This is a genomic window from Streptomyces spectabilis, from assembly GCF_008704795.1.
Classification (GTDB): Bacteria; Actinomycetota; Actinomycetes; order Streptomycetales; family Streptomycetaceae; genus Streptomyces; species Streptomyces spectabilis.
This window is the reverse complement of sequence record NZ_CP023690.1, coordinates 5710251-5732143: the sequence shown is the minus strand read 5'-3', so window position 1 is coordinate 5732143 and position 21893 is coordinate 5710251. Positions and strand designations below refer to the sequence as shown.

24 protein-coding genes are annotated in these 21893 nt (G+C 66.3%); all 24 read right to left on the bottom strand.

The genetic code is table 11. The annotated features are described in order from the left end of the window. Nucleotides 1–35 precede the first annotated feature (35 nt). Complete coding sequence (locus tag CP982_RS25245; protein ID WP_003948630.1) at nt 36–221, bottom strand: type Z 30S ribosomal protein S14; 186 nt, start codon at nt 219–221, stop codon at nt 36–38. 5 nt (nt 222–226) lie between these two features. Then, nucleotides 227–784, bottom strand: coding sequence for a 50S ribosomal protein L5 (gene rplE / locus CP982_RS25240; RefSeq protein WP_030567269.1), 558 nt, complete (start codon nt 782–784; stop codon nt 227–229). Beyond that, the gene (gene rplX / locus CP982_RS25235; protein WP_030685463.1) at nt 784–1107 is read right to left on the bottom strand and encodes a 50S ribosomal protein L24; all 324 of its coding nucleotides are present in this window, start codon (nt 1105–1107) and stop codon (nt 784–786) included. Before rplX ends, rplE begins: the two co-directional genes overlap by 1 nt. 2 nt (nt 1108–1109) lie before the next feature. Beyond that, nucleotides 1110–1478, bottom strand: a complete 369-nt coding sequence (rplN, locus tag CP982_RS25230; RefSeq protein WP_003974257.1) for a 50S ribosomal protein L14 — start codon at nt 1476–1478, stop codon at nt 1110–1112. A gap of 106 nt (nt 1479–1584) precedes the next feature. After that, entirely contained in the window at nt 1585–1872 is a 288-nt protein-coding gene (gene rpsQ, locus CP982_RS25225) for a 30S ribosomal protein S17 (RefSeq protein WP_016434628.1), read from the bottom strand. Beyond that, the gene (gene rpmC, locus CP982_RS25220) at nt 1872–2096 is read right to left on the bottom strand and encodes a 50S ribosomal protein L29 (protein WP_010036720.1); all 225 of its coding nucleotides are present in this window, start codon (nt 2094–2096) and stop codon (nt 1872–1874) included. The genes rpsQ and rpmC overlap by 1 nt, the downstream gene beginning before the upstream one ends. Next, the gene (rplP, locus tag CP982_RS25215) at nt 2096–2515 is read right to left on the bottom strand and encodes a 50S ribosomal protein L16 (protein WP_030685469.1); all 420 of its coding nucleotides are present in this window, start codon (nt 2513–2515) and stop codon (nt 2096–2098) included. The genes rpmC and rplP overlap by 1 nt, the downstream gene beginning before the upstream one ends. A gap of 5 nt (nt 2516–2520) precedes the next feature. Beyond that, the gene (gene rpsC / locus CP982_RS25210; protein ID WP_087885483.1) at nt 2521–3360 is read right to left on the bottom strand and encodes a 30S ribosomal protein S3; all 840 of its coding nucleotides are present in this window, start codon (nt 3358–3360) and stop codon (nt 2521–2523) included. Continuing rightward, entirely contained in the window at nt 3360–3707 is a 348-nt protein-coding gene (rplV, locus tag CP982_RS25205; protein WP_030685471.1) for a 50S ribosomal protein L22, read from the bottom strand. Before rplV ends, rpsC begins: the two co-directional genes overlap by 1 nt. 42 nt (nt 3708–3749) lie before the next feature. After that, nucleotides 3750–4031, bottom strand: coding sequence for a 30S ribosomal protein S19 (gene rpsS / locus CP982_RS25200; RefSeq protein WP_003948639.1), 282 nt, complete (start codon nt 4029–4031; stop codon nt 3750–3752). 12 nt (nt 4032–4043) lie between these two features. Then, nucleotides 4044–4880 carry a 50S ribosomal protein L2 gene (gene rplB, locus CP982_RS25195; RefSeq protein WP_030685474.1) on the bottom strand — a complete coding sequence of 279 codons (837 nt, stop codon included), beginning with the start codon at nt 4878–4880 and terminating at the stop codon, nt 4044–4046. Nucleotides 4881–4918: 38 nt separating this feature from the next. After that, complete coding sequence (gene rplW / locus CP982_RS25190; RefSeq protein WP_030685476.1) at nt 4919–5335, bottom strand: 50S ribosomal protein L23; 417 nt, start codon at nt 5333–5335, stop codon at nt 4919–4921. After that, nucleotides 5335–5988 carry a 50S ribosomal protein L4 gene (gene rplD / locus CP982_RS25185; protein WP_144320458.1) on the bottom strand — a complete coding sequence of 218 codons (654 nt, stop codon included), beginning with the start codon at nt 5986–5988 and terminating at the stop codon, nt 5335–5337. The genes rplW and rplD overlap by 1 nt, the downstream gene beginning before the upstream one ends. 7 nt (nt 5989–5995) lie before the next feature. After that, nucleotides 5996–6640 carry a 50S ribosomal protein L3 gene (gene rplC, locus CP982_RS25180; RefSeq protein WP_030359023.1) on the bottom strand — a complete coding sequence of 215 codons (645 nt, stop codon included), beginning with the start codon at nt 6638–6640 and terminating at the stop codon, nt 5996–5998. 14 nt (nt 6641–6654) lie between these two features. Next, nucleotides 6655–6963: a 30S ribosomal protein S10 gene (gene rpsJ, locus CP982_RS25175; RefSeq protein WP_003948644.1), complete on the bottom strand. Its 309-nt coding sequence runs from the start codon at nt 6961–6963 to the stop codon at nt 6655–6657. Nucleotides 6964–7472: 509 nt separating this feature from the next. Beyond that, entirely contained in the window at nt 7473–8666 is a 1194-nt protein-coding gene (tuf, locus tag CP982_RS25170) for an elongation factor Tu (RefSeq protein ID WP_030685484.1), read from the bottom strand. Nucleotides 8667–8815: 149 nt separating this feature from the next. Continuing rightward, the gene (gene fusA, locus CP982_RS25165; RefSeq protein WP_150512582.1) at nt 8816–10942 is read right to left on the bottom strand and encodes an elongation factor G; all 2127 of its coding nucleotides are present in this window, start codon (nt 10940–10942) and stop codon (nt 8816–8818) included. Nucleotides 10943–10981: 39 nt separating this feature from the next. Next, on the bottom strand, nt 10982–11452 hold the full coding sequence (gene rpsG, locus CP982_RS25160) for a 30S ribosomal protein S7 (RefSeq protein WP_003974303.1): 471 nt from the start codon (nt 11450–11452) through the stop codon (nt 10982–10984). 2 nt (nt 11453–11454) lie between these two features. After that, entirely contained in the window at nt 11455–11826 is a 372-nt protein-coding gene (gene rpsL / locus CP982_RS25155) for a 30S ribosomal protein S12 (RefSeq protein WP_003948652.1), read from the bottom strand. 249 nt (nt 11827–12075) lie between these two features. Next, on the bottom strand, nt 12076–12582 hold the full coding sequence (locus tag CP982_RS25150; protein WP_229879051.1) for a DUF1707 and DUF4190 domain-containing protein: 507 nt from the start codon (nt 12580–12582) through the stop codon (nt 12076–12078). A 117-nt stretch (nt 12583–12699) separates the two neighbouring features. Next, nucleotides 12700–16599 carry a DNA-directed RNA polymerase subunit beta' gene (locus CP982_RS25145; protein WP_150512581.1) on the bottom strand — a complete coding sequence of 1300 codons (3900 nt, stop codon included), beginning with the start codon at nt 16597–16599 and terminating at the stop codon, nt 12700–12702. A gap of 94 nt (nt 16600–16693) precedes the next feature. After that, entirely contained in the window at nt 16694–20179 is a 3486-nt protein-coding gene (rpoB, locus tag CP982_RS25140) for a DNA-directed RNA polymerase subunit beta (RefSeq protein ID WP_150512580.1), read from the bottom strand. Nucleotides 20180–20784: 605 nt separating this feature from the next. Continuing rightward, nucleotides 20785–21174, bottom strand: a complete 390-nt coding sequence (rplL, locus tag CP982_RS25130; protein ID WP_144320454.1) for a 50S ribosomal protein L7/L12 — start codon at nt 21172–21174, stop codon at nt 20785–20787. 111 nt (nt 21175–21285) lie between these two features. Beyond that, the gene (gene rplJ, locus CP982_RS25125; protein WP_150512579.1) at nt 21286–21813 is read right to left on the bottom strand and encodes a 50S ribosomal protein L10; all 528 of its coding nucleotides are present in this window, start codon (nt 21811–21813) and stop codon (nt 21286–21288) included. Nucleotides 21814–21893: the final 80 nt, after the last annotated feature.

Here is a 21893-nt window from a genome sequence, read left to right as displayed (position 1 = left end):
CTTACCGAGAGACTCCGGTCATCCCAACTAGGGGATTACCAGGAGCTCTTGGTCACGCCCGGCAGCTCGCCACGGTGAGCCATCTCACGAAGGCACACGCGGCACAGGCCGAACTTGCGGTACACGGAGTGCGGGCGGCCGCAGCGCTGGCAGCGGGTGTAGCCACGCACACCGAACTTGGGCTTGCGAGCAGCCTTAGCGATCAGAGCCTTCTTCGCCATCTCGCTCACGCCTCCTTGAACGGGAAGCCGAGGTGACGAAGGAGCGCGCGGCCCTCAGCGTCGTTGGTCGCCGTGGTGACCACGGTGATGTCCATACCCCGGACACGGTCGATCTTGTCCTGGTCGATCTCGTGGAACATGACCTGCTCCGTGAGACCGAAGGTGTAGTTGCCACGGCCGTCGAACTGCTTGGGGGACAGACCACGGAAGTCGCGGATACGCGGCAGCGCCAGCGACAGGGTGCGGTCCAGGAACTCCCACATGCGGTCGCCACGGAGCGTGACGTGGGCACCGATCGGCTGACCCTCGCGCAGCTTGAACTGCGCGATGGACTTGCGGGCCTTGGTGATGGCCGGCTTCTGACCGGTGATCGTGGTCAGGTCACGGACGGCACCGTCCATGAGCTTGGAGTCACGGGCGGCGTCGCCGACACCCATGTTCACCACGATCTTGACGAGGCCGGGGATCTGCATGACGTTCTCGTAGGAGAACTCTTCCTGCAGCTTCGACTTGATCTCGTCGCGGTACTTCGTCTTGAGACGCGGAGTGGTGGTGGTCGTCATCAGATGTCCTCACCCGTCCGCTTGGCAACGCGGATCTTGTTGCCCTCGTCGTCGAAGCGGTAACCGACGCGCGTGACGACCTTGTTGCCGTCCTTCTCCACGACCAGCTGGACGTTGGAGACGTGGACGGGGGCCTCGGTGGTCACGATGCCGCCGGCCTGCGAGCCGCTGGCGGTCGGGCCGGCCTTCGTGTGCTTCTTGACCCGGTTGACACCCTCGACCAGGACGCGCTCCTCGCGCGGGTAAGCGGCAATGACCTTGCCCTGCTTGCCCTTGTCCTTACCGGTGATGACCTGGACCAGGTCGCCCTTCTTGATCTTCATGCTTACAGCACCTCCGGCGCGAGCGAGATGATCTTCATGAACTTCTTCTCGCGCAGCTCACGGCCCACCGGGCCGAAGATACGGGTGCCGCGAGGGTCGCCGTCGTTCTTCAGAATGACGGCGGCGTTCTCGTCGAAGCGGATGTACGAGCCGTCCGGACGGCGGCGCTCCTTGACGGTGCGAACGATGACCGCCTTGACGACGTCACCCTTCTTCACGTTGCCACCGGGGATTGCGTCCTTGACGGTGGCGACGATGACGTCACCGATGCCCGCGTAGCGGCGACCCGAGCCACCGAGAACACGGATGGTGAGGATTTCCTTCGCACCCGTGTTGTCGGCGACGCGAAGTCGCGACTCCTGCTGGATCACGTCTATCTCCTGTGTGTCTGCCGGTTCCCGGCAGGGGCCTCGCTGTTACGAGTCCGGCCCCTGCCGAGCCTGGCGGAACTGATCCGAGGGGAAACCCCCTCGGAAATTACTTGGCCTTCTCGAGGATCTCGACGACGCGCCAGCGCTTCGTCGCGGACAGCGGCCGGGTCTCCGCGAGGAGGACACGGTCGCCGACGCCCGCAGCGTTCTGCTCGTCGTGCGCCTTGAGCTTGTTCGTACGGCGGATGACCTTGCCGTACAGCGCGTGCTTGACGCGGTCCTCGACGGCGACGACGACGGTCTTGTCCATCTTGTCGCTGACGACCAGACCCTCGCGGGTCTTGCGGAAGCCGCGCGCGGCCTTCGTCTCTTCAGTCACGTTGCTCTCGCTCATCAGGCGCTCTCCACCGTCTCGATGCCCAGCTCGCGCTCACGCATCAGGGTGTAGATCCGCGCGATGTCCTTACGGACGGCCTTGAGCCGGCCGTGGTTCTCGAGCTGACCCGTCGCCGCCTGGAAGCGGAGGTTGAACAGCTCTTCCTTGGCCTCGCGGAGCTTGTTCAGGAGCTCCTCGTTGCCCAGCTCGCGCAGCTCGGACGCCTTGGTACCGGCCGACATCACGCTTCACCTGCCTCGCGCTTGACGATCCGGCACTTCATCGGCAGCTTGTGGGCCGCACGGGTCAGCGCCTCACGGGCGATCTTCTCGTTGGGGTACGACAGCTCGAACATGACGCGTCCGGGCTTGACGTTGGCGATCCACCACTCCGGCGAACCCTTACCGGAACCCATGCGGGTCTCGGCCGGCTTCTTCGTGAGCGGACGGTCCGGGTAGATGTTGATCCAGACCTTGCCGCCACGCTTGATGTGGCGGGTCATCGCGATACGCGCGGCCTCGATCTGACGGTTGGTGACGTACGCCGGGCCCATGGCCTGGATGCCGTACTCACCGAACGCAACCTGCGTGCCACCCTTGCTCATGCCAGAGCGCTTGGGGTGGTGCTGCTTGCGGTGCTTGACCCTACGGGGGATCAGCATGTCGGTCAGGCCTCCGTTCCGGTGCTCTCAGCCGGAGCGGCAGCGGCGGCGGGAGCCTCGGCCTTGGGGGCCTCGGCAGCCGGCGCGGACTGCTGCTGCGGCTTGCGGCCGCGGCCGCCACGCTCGCCACCACGGCCACCGCGGGCCGGGCGGTCGTTGCCACCACGGGCCGGGCGGTTGCCGGCGCGGGCAGCGGCGTTCTCGGCGCGGACCTCGGCGATGTTCTTGACGTCGCCCTTGTAGATCCAGACCTTCACGCCGATGCGGCCGAAGGTCGTCTTGGCCTCGAAGAAGCCGTAGTCGACGTTCGCGCGGAGCGTGTGCAGGGGCACACGGCCCTCGCGGTAGAACTCCGAGCGGGACATCTCGGCGCCGCCGAGACGGCCACCACACTGGATCTTGATGCCCTTGGCGCCGGCCTTCATCGCCGACTGCATGCTCTTGCGCATGGCACGGCGGAAGGAGACGCGGGAGGACAGCTGCTCCGCGACGGCCTGGGCCACGAGCTGAGCGTCCGTCTCGGGGTTCTTGACCTCGAGGATGTTCAGCTGGACCTGCTTGCCCGTGAGCTTCTCGAGGTCACCGCGGATGCGGTCGGCCTCGGCGCCACGGCGGCCGATGACGATGCCGGGACGGGCGGTGTGGATGTCCACACGCACGCGGTCACGGGTGCGCTCGATCTCCACCTTCGAGATGCCGGCGCGCTCCATGCCGGACGTCATCATCCGACGGATGGCGACGTCTTCCTTGACGTAGTCCTTGTACAGCTTGTCGGCGTACCAACGCGACTTGAAGTCGGTCGTGACACCGAGCCGGAACCCGTGCGGGTTTACCTTCTGGCCCATTACCGGGTTCCTTCCTTGCTGCTGACGACCACGGTGATGTGGCTGGTCCGCTTACGGATCCGGTAGGCACGGCCCTGGGCGCGCGGACGGAACCGCTTCAGGGTCGGACCCTCGTCCACGTACGCCTCGCTGATGTACAGCGACGAGGCGTCCGTGTGGTCGTAGTTGTGCGCGGCGTTGGCGATGGCGCTGTCCAGCACCTTGCCGACCGGCACGCTGGCGGCCTGCGGGGCGAAACGCAGGACCGCCTGAGCCTCCGTGGCATCCATGCCACGGATGAGGTCCACCACGCGGCGGGCCTTCATGGGCGTGACGCGGATGTACCGCGCCTGGGCCCTGGCTTCCATGGTTGTCCCTTCGGTGTTAGTCATAGTCGATTCCACCCCGCCTTAGCGGCGCTTCGACTTCCGGTCGTCCTTGACGTGACCCCGGAAGGTGCGCGTCGGCGAGAACTCGCCGAGCTTGTGGCCGACCATCGACTCGGTGACGAACACCGGGATGTGGGTCTTGCCGTTGTGCACCGCGATCGTGTGGCCGAGCATGGCCGGGACGATCATCGAGCGGCGGGACCAGGTCTTGATGACGTTCTTGGTGCCGGCTTCGTTCTGGACATCCACCTTCTTGATCAGGTGGTCGTCGACGAAGGGCCCCTTCTTCAGGCTACGAGGCATCTCAACCCGTCCTTAGCGCTTCTTGTTCGTCTTGCGGCGGCGGACGATGTACTTGTTCGACGCCTTCTTGGGCGAACGAGTACGGCCTTCCTTCTTGCCCCAGGGCGAGACCGGGTGACGACCACCGGAGGTCTTGCCCTCACCACCACCGTGCGGGTGGTCAACCGGGTTCATCACGACACCGCGAACGGTGGGACGGACGCCCAGCCAGCGCTTGCGGCCGGCCTTACCCCAGTTGATGTTCGACTGCTCGGCGTTGCCGACCTCACCGATGGTGGCGCGGCAGCGAACGTCGACCAGACGGATCTCGCCCGACGGCATGCGCAGGTGGGCCATCGAGCCCTCCTTCGCGAGCAGCTGCACCGAGGCACCCGCGGAGCGGGCGAACTTGGCGCCGCCGCCCGGACGGAGCTCGATCGCGTGGATCGTGGTACCGACCGGGATGTTGCGCAGCGCCAGGTTGTTGCCGGGCTTGATGTCGGCGCCAGGGCCGTTCTCAACCCGGTCACCCTGCGACAGGTTGCGCGGAGCGATGATGTAGCGCTTCTCGCCGTCTGCGTAGTGCAGCAGGGCGATGCGCGCGGTGCGGTTCGGGTCGTACTCGATGTGCGCGACCTTCGCCGGCACGCCGTCCTTGTCGTGACGACGGAAGTCGATCACGCGGTAGGCGCGCTTGTGTCCGCCACCCTGGTGGCGAACGGTCACACGACCGGCGTTGTTACGGCCGCCCTTGCTGTGCAGCGGGCGGACCAGCGACTTCTCCGGCGTGGACCGCGTGACCTCGACGAAGTCGGCGACGGAGGAGCCACGGCGGCCCGGCGTCGTCGGCTTGTACTTGCGGATTCCCATTTCTCAGTCCTCGTCCGATATTCGGACCAGGGTCTCCGTTAGGAGGCCTGGCCGAAGATGTCGATACGGTCGCCCTCAGCGAGGGTCACGATCGCGCGCTTGGAGTCGGCACGCTTGCCGAAGCCCGTACGAGTGCGCTTGCGCTTGCCCTGGCGGTTGAGCGTGTTGACGCCGGTGACCTTGACCGAGAAGACCGCCTCGACGGCCTGCTTGATCTGGGTCTTGTTGGCGCCAGGCGCGACGACGAAGGTGTACTTGCCCTCGTCGAGCAGCGCGTAGCTCTTCTCGGAGACGACCGGCTTGAGGAGCACGTCACGGGGGTCCGTGAAGGACTTGCTCAGCGGCGTCTCGACGGTGTTCTTGCCCTCGGTGGCGTGGCGCTTCGCCTTGGCGACGCGCGCGGCCTTGGCGGCCTTAGCGGCCTTCGAGGCGATAGCGGGGTGACGGATAGCCATCAGGCCTCGCTCCCTTCGGTGTCAGCGGCCTTGGGGCCAGACACGAAGGACTCGAACGCGGCCTGGGTGAAGACCACGTCGTCCGAGACGAGAACGTCGTACGTGTTCAGCTGGCCCGGCTCCAGGATGTGGACCTGGGGCAGGTTGCGGGCGGACAGCAGGGCCTTCTCGTTCTCCCGCTCGATGACCAGGAGCACGTTCTTGCGCTCGCTGATCTTGCCGAGGAGAGCCTTCGCGGCCTTGGTGGAGACGTCGCCCGCGACCACGTCGGAGACGACGTGGATGCGCTCGTTGCGGGCCCGGTCGGTGAGGGCGTGGCGCAGGGCCGCGGCCTTCATCTTCTTCGGGGTCCGCTGCGAGTAGTCGCGCGGCACGGGACCGTGCACGACGCCACCACCGGCGAACTGCGGCGCACGGGTCGAACCCTGACGGGCGCGGCCGGTGCCCTTCTGGCGGTACGGCTTCTTGCCACCGCCACGGACCTCGCCGCGGGTCTTGGTCTTGTGCGTGCCCTGGCGGGCAGCGGCCAGCTGTGCGACGACGACCTGGTGGATCAGCGGAATGCTGATCTTCTCAACGTCGAAGATCTCCGCGGGGAGCTCGACGGTCCCGGCCTTGTCGCCCGCCGGCGAAAGGATGTCAATGGTGCTCATCGGTTCCTCAAGCCCCCTTGGCCGCAGTGCGGACCAGGACGAGGCCGCCGTTCGGACCGGGGACCGCGCCCTTGATGAGCAGCAGGCCCTTCTCCGCGTCAACGGCGTGGACGGTCAGGTTCTGGGTGGTGACCCGCTCGTTGCCCATGCGACCCGCCATGCGGAGGCCCTTGAACACACGGCCCGGGGTGGCGCAGCCACCGATGGAACCGGGCGAGCGGTGCTTGCGCTGGGTGCCGTGGCTGGAGCCGAGGCCACCGAAGTTGTGGCGCTTCATGACACCGGCGAAGCCCTTGCCCTTGCTCTTGCCGGTCACGTCGACCTTGACGCCCGACTCGAAGGTCTCGGCGGTCAGCTCCTGGCCGAGGGTGTACTCGCTGGCGTCAGCGGTACGGATCTCGACGAGGTGGCGACGGGGGGTCACGTCGGCCTTGGCGAAGTGACCCTTGAGGGGCTTGTTCACCTTGCGCGGGTCGATCTCGCCGAAGGCGATCTGGACCGACTCGTAGCCGTCGCTGTCATTCGTACGGACCTGGGTAACAACGCAGGGCCCGGCCTTGACCACGGTCACGGGGACGACACGGTTGTTCTCGTCCCAGACCTGGGTCATGCCGAGCTTCTCGCCCAGGATGCCCTTGATCTGCTTGGTCATCTCTTCCGTGCCTCTCAGAGCTTGATCTCGATGTCAACGCCGGCCGGAAGGTCCAGGCGCATCAGCGAGTCAACGGTCTTGGGCGTCGGGTCGAGGATGTCGATCAGGCGCTTGTGCGTGCGCATCTCGAAGTGCTCGCGCGAGTCCTTGTACTTGTGCGGCGACTTGATGACGCAGTACACGTTCTTCTCAGTGGGCAGCGGCACCGGGCCCGCGACCGACGCACCAGTACGCGTCACCGTCTCGACGATCTTCTTCGCCGAGGAGTCGATGACCTCGTGGTCGTAGGCCTTGAGCCGGATGCGGATCTTCTGTCCCGCCATGGCTACTTAGTAGTCCTTTGTCTCGAACGCTCTGGCCCCCGGAAGGCCCTCTTTTCTACTTCCTCCGACCCACGCGGTCGGGCGTGTCGCAGTCCCGCTCACACGGATCTCCCGAAGGATTTCCCTGCTAGGGGCTGCGGCCCTGGATGACCGCGGGTCCGGGGGAAGAAACCCACCGGGCGCCTGGCCGAGCCGCCGCGCCGCGCTTCCCGAAAGATTCCCGTACGTCCGCCACAGCGCTGCCTTACGGCAGATGGGGCGACGAGTACTGTGGGACTCGCTTTCAGTCCTCCCGGCGGGAGGCGCACAGCATCGGCACTCAACCGAGCAACCTGAACAGTGTGCCACACCTGGGACGACGAAGGCCAATCGGGCCGGTTGTCAAGCGGCGCGGCCGCCCCCGCCCGGCCCCGGAACGGCAAAAGACCCCACCCGCCGTAAGGCAGGTGGGGTCTTCGCTGCGCTCAGTTCAGAGCAGCCGGGTCACCCCGACCAGCAAGCAAGAGAACTTACTTGGTGATCTTGACGACCTGGCCGGCGCCGACGGTCCGGCCACCCTCACGGATGGCGAACTTCAGGCCCTCCTCCATGGCGACGGGCTGGATGAGCTCCACCTTCATCTCGGTGTTGTCACCCGGCATGACCATCTCGGTGCCCTCGGGGAGGGTCACGACGCCGGTCACGTCCGTCGTACGGAAGTAGAACTGCGGGCGGTAGTTGTTGAAGAACGGGGTGTGACGGCCACCCTCGTCCTTCGACAGGATGTACGCCTGCGCCTCGAACTCGGTGTGCGGGGTGACCGAGCCCGGCTTGATGATGACCTGGCCGCGCTCGACGTCCTCGCGCTTGATGCCGCGGAGCAGCAGACCGACGTTCTCACCGGCCTGGCCCTCGTCGAGCAGCTTGCGGAACATCTCGATGCCGGTGACCGTGGTGGTGGTCTTCTCGGTCTTGATGCCGATGATGTCGACGGTCTCGTTGACCTTCAGGACACCACGCTCGATACGACCGGTGACGACGGTGCCACGACCGGTGATCGTGAAGACGTCCTCGATCGGCATCAGGAACGGCTTGTCGACGTCACGCTCGGGCTGCGGGATGGCCTCGTCGACGGCCTTCATCAGGTCGAGGACGGACTTGCCCCACTCGGCGTCGCCCTCGAGCGCCTTGAGCGCCGAGACCTTGACGACCGGGACGTCGTCGCCCGGGAACTCGTACTCGGAGAGGAGCTCACGGACCTCGAGCTCGACGAGCTCCAGGATCTCCTCGTCGTCCACCATGTCGGCCTTGTTCAGGGCGACGACGATGTACGGAACGCCGACCTGGCGGGCCAGGAGCACGTGCTCCTTGGTCTGCGGCATCGGGCCGTCGGTGGCGGCGACCACGAGGATGGCGCCGTCCATCTGCGCGGCACCCGTGATCATGTTCTTGATGTAGTCCGCGTGACCGGGGCAGTCGACGTGGGCGTAGTGACGCGTCTCCGTCTGGTACTCGACGTGCGCGATGGAGATGGTGATACCGCGCTGACGCTCTTCGGGAGCCTTGTCGATCTGGTCGAAGGCCGAGGCCTCGTTCAGGTCGGGGTACGCGTCGTGCAGCACCTTGGTAATGGCGGCCGTGAGGGTCGTCTTACCGTGGTCAATGTGACCGATGGTGCCGATGTTGACGTGCGGCTTAGTCCGCTCGAACTTCGCCTTCGCCACTGGGGTCCTCCTGTGGAGTGGTTCTGTACGCCTTACTTCATCGGCGCCAGGTGATCTTTGCTGGGGTGCCGACCGCCGGGGCATTCCTCACGGATAGCGGGGTTTGCCCCGGCCGACGGTGTCAAGCCTAAAGCGTGTGCTCGGGTGAGCTACTCGCCCTTGGCCTTCGCGATGATCTCCTCGGCGACGTTCCGCGGAACCTCGGCGTAGGAGTCGAACTGCATCGAGTAGCTTGCGCGACCCGACGTCTTGCTGCGGAGGTCTCCGACGTAGCCGAACATCTCCGACAGCGGAACCAGGCCCTTGACGACCCGGGCGCCACTGCGCTCCTCCATGGCCTGGATCTGGCCACGGCGGGAGTTGATGTCACCGATGACGTCGCCCATGTAGTCCTCGGGCGTGGTGACCTCGACGGCCATCATCGGCTCGAGCAGCACGGGCTTGGCCTGCCGCGCGGCCTCCTTGAAGGCCTGCGAACCGGCGATCTTGAAGGCGAGCTCGGAGGAGTCGACCTCGTGGTAGGCACCGTCGAGAAGCGTGACGCGAACGCCCGTCATCTCGTAGCCCGCCAGGATGCCGAACTGCATGGCCTCCTGCGCACCCGCGTCCACCGACGGGATGTACTCCCGGGGGATGCGGCCGCCGGTGACCTTGTTCACGAACTCGTACGACGCGTCGCCGTCCACGATGGGCTCGATCGCGATCTGCACCTTGGCGAACTGACCGGTACCACCGGTCTGCTTCTTGTGGGTGTAGTCCACGCGCTCGACGGCCCGACGGATCGTCTCGCGGTACGCGACCTGCGGCTTGCCGACGTTCGCCTCGACGCGGAACTCGCGCTTCATGCGGTCGACGAGCACCTCGAGGTGAAGCTCGCCCATACCACCGATGATGGTCTGGCCGGTCTCCTCGTCCGAGTGGACCTGGAAGGAGGGGTCCTCCTCCGAGAGACGCTGGATGGCGACACCCAGCTTCTCCTGGTCGCCCTTGGACTTCGGCTCGATGGCGACCTGGATGACCGGGGCCGGGAAGTCCATGGACTCCAGGATGACCGGGGCCTTGTCGTCACAGAGCGTCTCGCCCGTGGTGGTCTGCTTCAGACCCATGACGGCGACGATGTCACCGGCGCCCACCGACTCGATCTCCTCACGCTTGTTCGCGTGCATACGGTAGATCTTGCCGATGCGCTCCTTCTTGCCCTTGACGGAGTTCAGCACGGCGGTGCCGGAGTCAAGGCGACCGGAGTAGATCCGGACGAAGGTGAGCTTGCCGAGGTGCGGGTCGCTCGCGATCTTGAACGCGAGGGCCGACAGCGGCTCGTCGTCGGACGGCTTGCGCTTGACGACCTCATCCGGGTCCTTCACGCCGTGGCCCTCGATGGCCTCGACGTCCAGGGGGGAGGGGAGGTAGCGCACGACGGCGTCGAGCAGGGGCTGAACGCCCTTGTTCTTGAACGCGGTGCCGCAGAACACGGGGGTGACGGTGGTGTCGCCGCCCTTGCCGGAGGCGATGGTGATGCGACGGATCGCCGCGTACAGCTGCTCCTCGGTGGGCTCCTGGCCCTCGAGGTACAGCTCCATCATCTGCTCGTCGTTCTCGGCGACGGCCTCGAGGAGCTTGCCGCGCCACTCGTCGGCAGCCTCGGTGTGCGTGGCCGGGATGTCGACGATGTCGTAGGCCTCGCCCATCTTGGTCTCGGCGGACCAGACGAAGGCCTTCATGGTGACGAGGTCGACGACGCCCTTGAAGTCAGCCTCTGCGCCGATGGGCAGCTGCATGACGATGGGGGTCGCACCGAGGCGGTCGACGATCATGTCGACGCAGCGGTGGAACTCGGCACCCGTGCGGTCGAGCTTGTTGACGAAGCAGATACGCGGGACGCCGTAGCGGTCCGCCTGACGCCACACGGTCTCGGACTGGGGCTCAACACCGGCGACGCCGTCGAACACCGTCACGGCACCGTCGAGCACGCGCAGCGAGCGCTCCACCTCGACGGTGAAGTCGACGTGGCCCGGGGTGTCGATGATGTTGATCGTGTGATCGACGTCGTTCAGCGGCCAGTGACAGGTGGTGGCAGCAGAGGTGATCGTGATGCCACGCTCCTGCTCCTGCTCCATCCAGTCCATCGTGGCGGCACCGTCGTGGACCTCACCGATCTTGTACGAGACACCGGTGTAGAACAGGATCCGCTCGGTGGTCGTCGTCTTGCCCGCGTCGATGTGAGCCATGATGCCGATGTTGCGCACCTTGGCCAGGTCAAGTGAAGTGGTAGCCATATCGGCTCAGTCTTCTCTCGGTCTCGATGGGGGTAGCGACTACCAGCGGTAGTGCGCGAAGGCCTTGTTGGACTCGGCCATCTTGTGGGTGTCCTCGCGCTTCTTCACAGCGGCACCGAGGCCGTTGGAGGCGTCGAGGAGCTCGTTGAGCAGGCGCTCGGTCATGGTCTTCTCGCGACGGGCGCGGGAGTAGCCCACCAGCCAGCGCAGGGCCAGCGTGTTGGCGCGACCGGGCTTGACCTCGATCGGCACCTGGTAGGTCGCACCACCGACGCGGCGGGACTTGACCTCGAGGGTCGGCTTGATGTTCTCCAGCGCGCGCTTCAGCGTGATGACCGGGTCGTTGCCGGTCTTCTCACGCAGACCCTCCATGGCGCCGTACACAATGCGCTCGGCGGTGGAGCGCTTGCCGTTCAGCAGCACCTTGTTGATGAGGGAGGTCACCAGAGGAGAGCCGTAGACCGGGTCGATGATGACCGGGCGCTTCGGGGCGGGGCCCTTACGAGGCATTCTTACTTCTCCTTCTTGGCGCCGTAGCGGCTGCGGGCCTGCTTGCGGTTCTTGACGCCCTGGGTGTCAAGGGAGCCGCGGATGATCTTGTAGCGAACACCCGGCAGGTCCTTCACACGGCCACCACGCACGAGCACGATGGAGTGCTCCTGCAGGTTGTGTCCCTCACCCGGAATGTAGGCCGTGACCTCGATGCCGGAGGTCAGACGCACACGCGCGACCTTACGGAGGGCCGAGTTCGGCTTCTTCGGGGTGGTCGTGAACACACGCGTGCAGACGCCGCGGCGCTGGGGCGAACCCTCGAGTGCGGGCGTCTTGTTCTTCTCGACCTTGTCCTGCCGGCCCTTCCGGACCAGCTGCTGGATCGTAGGCACTACTTCTCCGGTTTCTGTGTGCCGAATAGTAAAGCTAACCTGGAACGTTGCCGACCCACGCGGTCGGGTGTGTCGAATGCTGCAGACCCCCGCCAAAGGCGAGAAGGGCGCAGATTGCGGTGGCCAGATCGGACTCACGATGCGGTTGAGGACACGCGCGCGAGCCCAGGCACACCCCAGGCACAAGGTCTGAGCGTACCTACCTCATTGGCTGCGGTCAAAACAAATACCCCGCACCCCGGACGGGCTCTATCCCCCGGACGCCGCCACGACCAGGAGGAGGAGCAGCGCCCACCCCACGATCGACAGCCAGCCGAGGGCCAGGCCCGCCACCGCCTGGCCGTCGCCGCCCTCGTGGGTGCGGCGGATCTCGGCACGGGCGATGTGGCCGAGCACCACGGCGGGCACGCCCGAGGCGCCGAATGTGAAAAATGTCGCGATGCCGCAGACCATGGCGGCGGTGGCCTTGCCGTTCACGGGCGGCGCGGCCATGAAGGTGGGCACCGCGGGCGGGCCCTGCGGAAAGCCCGAAGGGCCCTGCGGCAGGTCGGCGACGAGCAGACCGAGCTCCCCCACCGTACGAGCCTGATACGCCCGCTCCACGCGGCGCTCGTACTCGTCCTGCTGGAGGCGGCCCTCGGCGAAGCCCGCGCGCAGCACATCGACCGCGCGCTCCCGGTCGGAGTGGCCCGCGAGCATCGACGGCTGCCCCTGCTGCCCCGGCCACGGCGCCGGCTGCCACGACGGATTCGTCACGAGACGCACACTCCCCCACACGACGTGTGCCTTCCATCATGCGGCAGAACGCCGCAGGGCGGCCACCCGACTCCCGTCGGATGACCGCCCTGCGGTGATGACTCGCTACTGAGGCGACTACTGGTTGTAGGGACCGTAGTCGTAGTCCTCCAGCGGAACGGCCTGGCCGGAGCCCGTGCCGAACGGCGAGTAGTCGATGTCGTCGTAGCCGACGGCCGAGTACATCGCGGCCTTGGCCTCCTCGGTCGGCTCGACCCGGATGTTGCGGTAACGGGACAGGCCCGTACCGGCCGGGATGAGCTTACCGATGATGACGTTCTCCTTGAGGCCGATGAGGCTGTCGGACTTGGCGTTGATCGCCGCATCCGTCAGGACTCGGGTCGTCTCCTGGAAGGAGGCGGCCGACAGCCAGGACTCCGTCGCGAGCGAGGCCTTGGTGATACCCATCAGCTGCGGACGGCCGGAGGCGGGGTGACCGCCCTCGGTGACCACACGACGGTTCTCGGTCTCGAACTTCGAGCGCTCGACGAGCTCGCCCGGAAGCAGCTCCGCGTCGCCGGACTCGATGATCGTCACGCGGCGGAGCATCTGCCGGATGATGATCTCGATGTGCTTGTCGTGGATCGACACGCCCTGCGAGTTGTAGACCTTCTGGACCTCGCCGACCAGGTGGACCTGGACGGCGCGCTGGCCGAGGATCCGGAGCACGTCGTGCGGGTTGGTGGCACCCACGGTGAGCTTCTGGCCCACCTCGACGTGGTCGCCCTCGCCCACCAGGAGACGGGCACGCTTCGAGATCGGGAACGCCGTCTCGTCGCTGCCGTCGTCCGGGGTGACGACGAGCTTCTTGGTCTTCTCGGTCTCCTCGATGCGGACCCGGCCCGCGGCCTCGGAGATCGGGGCGACACCCTTCGGCGTACGGGCCTCGAAGAGCTCGACGACACGGGGCAGACCCTGGGTGATGTCGTCACCGGCCACACCACCGGTGTGGAAGGTACGCATCGTCAGCTGGGTACCGGGCTCACCGATGGACTGGGCGGCGATGATGCCGACCGCCTCACCGATGTCGACCAGCTTGCCGGTGGCGAGCGAGCGGCCGTAGCAGAAGGCACAGGTGCCGACCGCCGACTCACAGGTCAGGACCGAGCGGGTCTTGACCTCCTCGACGCTGTTGGCGACCAGGGCGTCGATCAGGACGTCACCGAGGTCGACGTTGGCCGGCGCGATGACCTTGCCGTCGATGACGACGTCCTCGGCCAGCATGCGGGCGTACACGGACGTCTCGACGTTCTCCGTCTTGCGGAGCACGCCGTCCTCGCCGCGGATCGCGATCTTCAGCTTCAGACCGCGCTCGGTGCCACAGTCCTCCTCGCGAATGATCACGTCCTGGGAGACGTCGACCAGACGACGGGTGAGGTAACCGGAGTCGGCGGTACGAAGGGCCGTGTCCGCCAGACCCTTACGGGCACCGTGGGTCGAGATGAAGTACTCGAGCACGGAGAGGCCCTCACGGAAGGAGGCCTTGATCGGACGCGGGATGGTCTCGTTCTTCGCGTTCGACACCAGACCACGCATACCGGCGATCTGCCGCATCTGCATCATGTTTCCTCGGGCACCCGAGTCAACCATCATGAAGATGGGGTTGGTCTTGGGGAAGTTCGCGTTCATCGCCTCGGCGACCTCGTTGGTCGCCTTGGTCCAGATCGCGATGAGCTCCTGCGTGCGCTCTTCCTTGGTGATCAGACCGCGCTCGTACTGCTTCTGGACCTTCTCGTCCTGGGCCTCGTAGCCCGCGACGATCTCCTTCTTGGCCTCGGGGACCACGACGTCGGAGATGGCCACGGTGACGCCGGAACGGGTCGCCCAGTAGAAGCCCGCCGCCTTCAGGTTGTCGAGCGTCGCCGCCACGATGACCTTGGGGTAGCGCTCGGCGAGGTCGTTGACGATCTCGGAGAGCTGCTTCTTGCCGACGGAGTAGTCGACGAACGGGTAGTCCTCGGGCAGCAGCTCGTTGAAGAGCGCACGGCCCAGGGAGGTGCGAAGCCGGAAGCTGTCGCCCTGCTGGTACTCCTGCTCGCCCTCCTCGGCGACCGGCGGCACCCAGCCACGCGGCGGGATGGTGCCCACCGGGAAGCGGATGTCGACGGACGACTGGAGCGCGAGCTCGCCCGCGTCGAACGCCATGATCGCCTCGGCGGTGGAGCCGAACGCACGGCCCTCGCCCTTGACGTCACGCAGCTCACCGTCGGTGGTGAGGAAGAACAGACCCAGGACCATGTCCTGCGTCGGCATCGTCACCGGACGGCCGTCGGCGGGCTTGAGGATGTTGTTCGAGGACAGCATCAGGATGCGGGCCTCGGCCTGCGCCTCCGCGGAGAGCGGCAGGTGCACGGCCATCTGGTCACCGTCGAAGTCCGCGTTGAACGCGGTGCAGACGAGCGGGTGGATCTGGATGGCCTTGCCCTCGACCAGCTGCGGCTCGAAGGCCTGGATGCCGAGGCGGTGCAGCGTCGGCGCACGGTTCAGCAGCACCGGGTGCTCGGCGATGACCTCTTCGAGGACGTCGTACACGACCGTGCGGCCGCGCTCGACCATCCGCTTGGCGCTCTTGATGTTCTGCGCGTGGTTCAGGTCGACCAGGCGCTTCATCACGAACGGCTTGAAGAGCTCCAGGGCCATGGCCTTGGGCAGACCGCACTGGTGCAGCTTCAGCTGCGGACCCACGACGATCACGGAACGCGCGGAGTAGTCCACGCGCTTGCCGAGGAGGTTCTGACGGAAGCGACCCTGCTTGCCCTTCAGCATGTCGCTGAGGGACTTCAGGGGGCGGTTGCCGGGACCGGTGACCGGGCGACCACGACGGCCGTTGTCGAACAGCGCGTCGACGGCCTCCTGGAGCATGCGCTTCTCGTTGTTCACGATGATCTCGGGCGCACCGAGGTCGAGAAGGCGCTTCAGGCGGTTGTTGCGGTTGATCACGCGGCGGTACAGGTCGTTCAGGTCGGAGGTCGCGAAGCGGCCACCGTCCAGCTGCACCATCGGACGCAGGTCCGGCGGGATGACCGGCACGCAGTCCAGAACCATGCCCTTGGGGCTGTTCGAGGTCTGCAGGAACGCGGAGACGACCTTGAGGCGCTTGAGCGCACGGGTCTTCTTCTGGCCCTTGCCGGTGCGGATGATCTCGCGGAGGCGCTCGGCCTCCTCGTCGAGGTCGAAGGACTCCAGGCGCTTCTGCAGCGCCGCGGCACCCATCGAGCCGTCGAAGTACGTGCCGAAGCGGTCACGCAGCTCGCGGTAGAGCAGCTCGTCGCCCTCGAGGTCCTGGACCTTGAGGTTCTTGAAGCGCGACCAGACCTCGTCCAGACGGTCGATCTCGCGCTGCGCGCGGTCGCGCAGCTGCTTCATCTCGCGCTCGGCGCCCTCGCGCACCTTGCGGCGCACGTCGGCCTTGGCGCCCTCGGCCTCCAGCTCGGCCAGGTCGGTCTCGAGCTTCTTGGCGCGGCCTTCGAGGTCGGCGTCGCGGCGGTTCTCGATCTGCTGACGCTCCACGGAGACGTGCGCCTCCAGGGAGGGCAGATCGCGCGTGCGGCGCTCCTCGTCCACGAACGTGATCATGTACGCGGCGAAGTAGATGACCTTCTCGAGGTCCTTCGGCGCGAGGTCGAGCAGGTAGCCCAGGCGCGACGGGACACCCTTGAAGTACCAGATGTGCGTGACGGGCGCGGCCAGCTCGATGTGGCCCATCCGCTCACGACGCACCTTGGCGCGAGTGACCTCGACGCCGCAGCGCTCGCAGATGATGCCCTTGAAGCGGACACGCTTGTACTTACCGCAGTAGCACTCCCAGTCCCGGGTCGGACCGAAGATCTTCTCGCAGAAGAGTCCGTCCTTTTCGGGCTTGAGGGTGCGGTAGTTGATGGTCTCGGGCTTCTTGACCTCGCCGTGGCTCCACTGACGGATGTCGTCAGCGGTGGCCAGACCGATCCGGAGCTCATCGAAGAAGTTGACGTCGAGCACTATGCGTCAATCCCTCTCAGGGTTGTAAGTCTTAGGGGTCTGAAACGGGGGTCCTGGGGCCGGCGGGCTCATGCTTGAGCCCGCCGGACTCCCGTCAGACCTCTTCGACGCTGCTCGGCTCGCGCCGGGACAGGTCGATACCGAGCTCCTCCGCGGCGCGGAAGACGTCCTCGTCCGTGTCGCGCATCTCGATGGACATGCCGTCCGAGGACAGCACCTCCACGTTGAGGCAGAGCGACTGCATTTCCTTGATGAGCACCTTGAAGGACTCGGGAATGCCGGGCTCGGGGATGTTCTCGCCCTTGACGATGGCCTCGTAGACCTTCACGCGGCCGGTGACGTCGTCGGACTTGATCGTAAGGAGTTCCTGGAGGGCGTACGCGGCGCCGTAAGCCTCCAGCGCCCACACCTCCATCTCACCGAAGCGCTGGCCACCGAACTGAGCCTTACCACCCAGCGGCTGCTGGGTGATCATGGAGTACGGACCGGTCGAGCGGGCGTGCAGCTTGTCGTCGACCAGGTGGTGCAGCTTGAGGATGTACATGTACCCGATGGAGATCGGGTCCGGGAACGGCTCGCCGGAGCGGCCGTCGAACAGCCTCGCCTTACCGGTCGGCTGCACCATGCGGTCGCCGTCGCGGTTCGGGATGGTGTGCTGGAGCAGACCGGCCAGCTCGTCCTCGCGGGCGCCGTCGAACACCGGCGTGGCGACGTTGGTGCCCGGGGCGACCGCGTCGGCGCCGATCGCCTGCAGGCGCTCGGCCCACTCGTCGCCGAGCCCGGAGACGTCCCAGCCGCGGCTGGCGAGCCAGCCGAGGTGGATCTCCAGGACCTGTCCCGGGTTCATTCGGGACGGCACACCCAGCGGGTTCAGGATGATGTCGACCGGAGTTCCGTCCTCGAGGAACGGCATGTCCTCGATCGGAAGGATCTTCGAGATAACACCCTTGTTGCCGTGACGGCCTGCGAGCTTGTCACCGTCGGTGATCTTGCGCTTCTGGGCCACGTAGACGCGGACCAGCTGGTTCACGCCCGGGGGAAGCTCGTCGCCCTCTTCGCGGTCGAAGACGCGGACGCCGATGACCTTGCCGATCTCACCGTGCGGCACCTTCAGGGAGGTGTCGCGCACCTCGCGCGCCTTCTCACCGAAGATCGCGCGGAGCAGGCGCTCCTCCGGCGTCAGCTCGGTCTCGCCCTTGGGCGTGACCTTGCCGACGAGGATGTCGCCGGCGACGACCTCGGCACCGATGCGGATGATGCCGCGCTCGTCGAGGTCGGCGAGGACCTCCTCGGAGACGTTCGGGATGTCCCGGGTGATCTCCTCGGGGCCCAGCTTGGTGTCACGGGCGTCGACCTCGTGCTCCTCGATGTGGATCGAGGAGAGGACGTCGTCCTGCACGAGGCGCTGCGACAGGATGATCGCGTCCTCGTAGTTGTGGCCCTCCCACGGCATGAAGGCCACGAGCAGGTTCTTGCCCAGGGCCATCTCGCCTTCCTGGGTGGCGGGGCCGTCGGCGAGGACCTGGCCCTCGATGACGCGCGCGCCCTCCTCGACGATGACCTTCTGGTTCACCGAGGTGCCCTGGTTCGAGCGGGAGAACTTGGCGACGCGGTACGTGGTGTACGTGCCGTCGTCGTTCGTGACGGTGATGTAGTCCGCGGAGACCTCCTGGACCACACCCGCCTTCTCGGCCTTGATGACGTCACCGGCGTCGACGGCGCAGCGGTACTCCATGCCCGTACCGACGAGGGGGGCCTCGGCGGTGATCAGCGGCACGGCCTGGCGCATCATGTTCGCGCCCATGAGCGCGCGGTTGGCGTCGTCGTGCTCGAGGAACGGGATCATCGCGGTCGCGACCGACACCATCTGGCGCGGCGAGACGTCCATGTAGTCCACGTCCGTCGGCGCGACGTAGTCGACCTCGCCGCCGCGGCGGCGGACCAGGACGCGGGCCTCGGCGAAGCGGAGCTCCTCCGTCAGCGGCGCGTTGGCCTGCGCGATGACGAATCGGTCCTCTTCGTCGGCGGTCAGGTAGTCGACGTCGTCGGTGACCTGGCCCTCGACGACCTTGCGGTAGGGCGTCTCGATGAAGCCGAACGGGTTGATGCGGCCGTACGAGGCGAGCGAACCGATCAGACCGATGTTCGGGCCTTCGGGCGTCTCGATCGGGCACATGCGGCCGTAGTGCGAGGGGTGCACGTCACGGACCTCGAAGCCCGCCCGCTCACGGGAGAGACCACCCGGGCCGAGCGAGTTCAGACGCCGCTTGTGGGTGATGCCCGACAGCGGGTTGTTCTGGTCCATGAACTGCGACAGCTGGCTGGTGCCGAAGAACTCCTTGATGGAGGCGACGACCGGCCGGATGTTGATCAGGGTCTGCGGCGTGATCGCCTCGACGTCCTGGGTGGTCATGCGCTCGCGCACGACGCGCTCCATACGGGCGAGACCCGTACGGACCTGGTTCTGGATCAGCTCGCCGACGTTGCGGATGCGGCGGTTGCCGAAGTGGTCGATGTCGTCGGTCTCGACGACGATCGAGGCACCGCTGTCGCCCACGGTCTCGGTCTCACCGGCGTGCAGCTTCACCAGGTACTTGATCGAGGCGATGACGTCCTCGACGGTGAGGACACCGGCGTCGAGCGGGGCGTCCGCGCCCAGCTTCTTGTTCACCTTGTAGCGGCCGACCTTCGCGAGGTCGTAGCGCTTCGGGTTGAAGTACAGGTTCTCGAGCAGCGTCTGCGCGGCCTCGCGGGTCGGCGGCTCGCCCGGACGGAGCTTGCGGTAGATGTCGAGCAGCGCGTCGTCCTGGCCCTGGGTGTGGTCCTTCTCCAGGGTGGCGCGCATGGACTCGTACTCGCCGAACTCCTCGAGGATCTGCTCGGTCGTCCAGCCGAGGGCCTTGAGCAGCACGGTGACCGACTGCTTGCGCTTGCGGTCGATGCGCACGCCGACCATGTCGCGCTTGTCGATCTCCATCTCCAGCCAGGCACCCCGGGACGGGATGATCTTGACCGAGAAGATGTCCTTGTCGGACGTCTTGTCGATGGAGGAGTCGAAGTAGACGCCGGGCGAACGGACGAGCTGCGACACCACGACACGCTCGGTGCCGTTGATGACGAAGGTGCCCTTGTTCGTCATGAGCGGGAAGTCGCCCATGAAGACCGTCTGGGACTTGATCTCGCCGGTCTCGTTGTTGGTGAACTCAGCGGTGACGAAGAGCGGGGCGGCGAACGTGAAGTCGCGCTCCTTGCACTCGTCGATGGAGTTCTTCGGGGGCTCGAAGCGGTGGTCCCGGAACGTCAGGGACATCGACCCGGAGAAGTCCTCGATCGGGGAGATCTCCTCGAAGATCTCCTCCAGACCGGACTTGGTGGGGACGTCCTGTCCGGACTCCAGAGCCGCCTCGACACGAGCCTTCCACGCGTCGTTTCCGAGCAGCCAGTCGAAGCTCTCGGTTTGCAGCGCAAGAAGGTTCGGAACCTCGAGGGGCTCCTTGATCTTTGCAAAGGAGATGCGCAGCGGGGCGGTGCTGGCGCCGTTGTTCGTATTCGCGGTCGAGGCAGTGCGCGAGGCGGCCAAGAGGGGGTCCTTCCGAGGGCTCGGACTCACTACGCGCGTACCGGTCCCAGCCTTGGCACGGGGGAGAGACGGTCTTGAAGTGGCCAAAAGGCCAGGTCAGGACGGTTTCAACCCACGATGCTCAGGGATGGGCATGCCCCTGGTGACGGGCAGGAGGCAGCTAACAGGCAGCGCAAAGGGTCAGTGTAGCCACCTGGCCCACTGATGTCCAGTGCGGGTTTCTGAAGACCCTTTGTGTTCTCAACACCTGCGGCAAGCCACGTCCTCAACGCACATCGATACTGCCCTCTTCGCCGCCGATCCATGCCTCGGATGCGGATCGTTGTGACGACGCGTCCTGAGAATTGCGCGCTGCGTGCGGTTCGTCAAGGCCCCCCAGCCCTGACAGGCTCCGATTCAGGAACCTTCGGGGGTCGTCCGGAGGCACAACGAAGATCACCATACTCGCCGGTGCCGACAGTGCAAGGCAGCCGTCACGGGAATGCCGAAGGGCGACCACCCAACTGGGTGATCGCCCTTCAGTGTCTGCGCGTTACAGCGCGGGAGCCGTGTGGCCCCTCACAGGACCACGAGGCTCAGGGAGTCGCGTACGACCCCGTGAGGTGTTACTTGACCTCGACGGAGGCGCCGGCGCCCTTGAGGGCCTCGGCGGCCTTCTCCGCGGCGTCCTTGGCGACCTTCTCGAGGACCGGCTTCGGGGTGCCGTCGACGAGGTCCTTGGCCTCCTTCAGGCCCAGGGAGGTCAGCTCACGCACGACCTTGATGACCTGGATCTTCTTGTCGCCGGCACCGGTGAGGATGACGTCGAACTCGTCCTGCTCCTCCTCGGCGGCGGCAGCGGCGCCACCAGCGGCACCACCGGCGACGACGACCGGCGCGGCAGCGGCGGCGGTGACGTCGAACTTCTCCTCGAAGGCCTTCACGAACTCGGAGAGCTCGATGAGGGTCATCTCCTCGAACTGCGCGAGCAGCTCGTCCTGGGTGAGCTTCGCCATGATGGCGGTCCTTCCACTAATTCGGCAGGTGCCGGATGTACTGGTGTGGCGGGCGTACGTCTGGCCCGCTGTGACCGTCGCCGTCAGACGGCGGTCAATGTGCGAGCCGAGTTACTCGGCACCGCCCTGCTCGTCCTGCTTGGCACGGAGCGCGTCCACGGTGCGGACGAGCTTCGACGGCAGCGCCTGGAAGACAGAGGCAGCCTGAGACTGCTTGCCCTTGAAGGCACCGGCCAGCTTGGAGAGCAGAACCTCGCGGGACTCGAGGTCCGCAAGCTTCTTGATGTCGTCGGCGGACAGCGCCTTGCCGTCCAGAACGCCACCCTTGATGACAAGGGCGGGGTTCTCCTTGGCGAAGTCACGCAGACCCTTCGCCGCCTCGACCGGGTCACCGGTCACGAAGGCGACCGCCGTCGAGCCCTTGAGGTGCTCGTCCAGCGAAATCCCGGCCTCGTTGGCCGCGATCTTGGTCAGCGTGTTCTTCACCACACGGTACTGAGCGTTGTCGCCGAGAGAACGGCGGAGCTGCTTGAGCTGCGCCACGCTCAGTCCGGTGTAAGAAGTCACAACAGCAGCGTTGGAGTCGCGCAGCTTCTGCGTGATCTCCTCGACGGCTGCGACCTTGTCGGACGTCGCCATGAGCCTCGGCCTCCTTCCGGGGTGATGATCCTCGACTGACCCTTCTCGATCAGCCGCGTCGCCGGACCGCCTGAATCAGG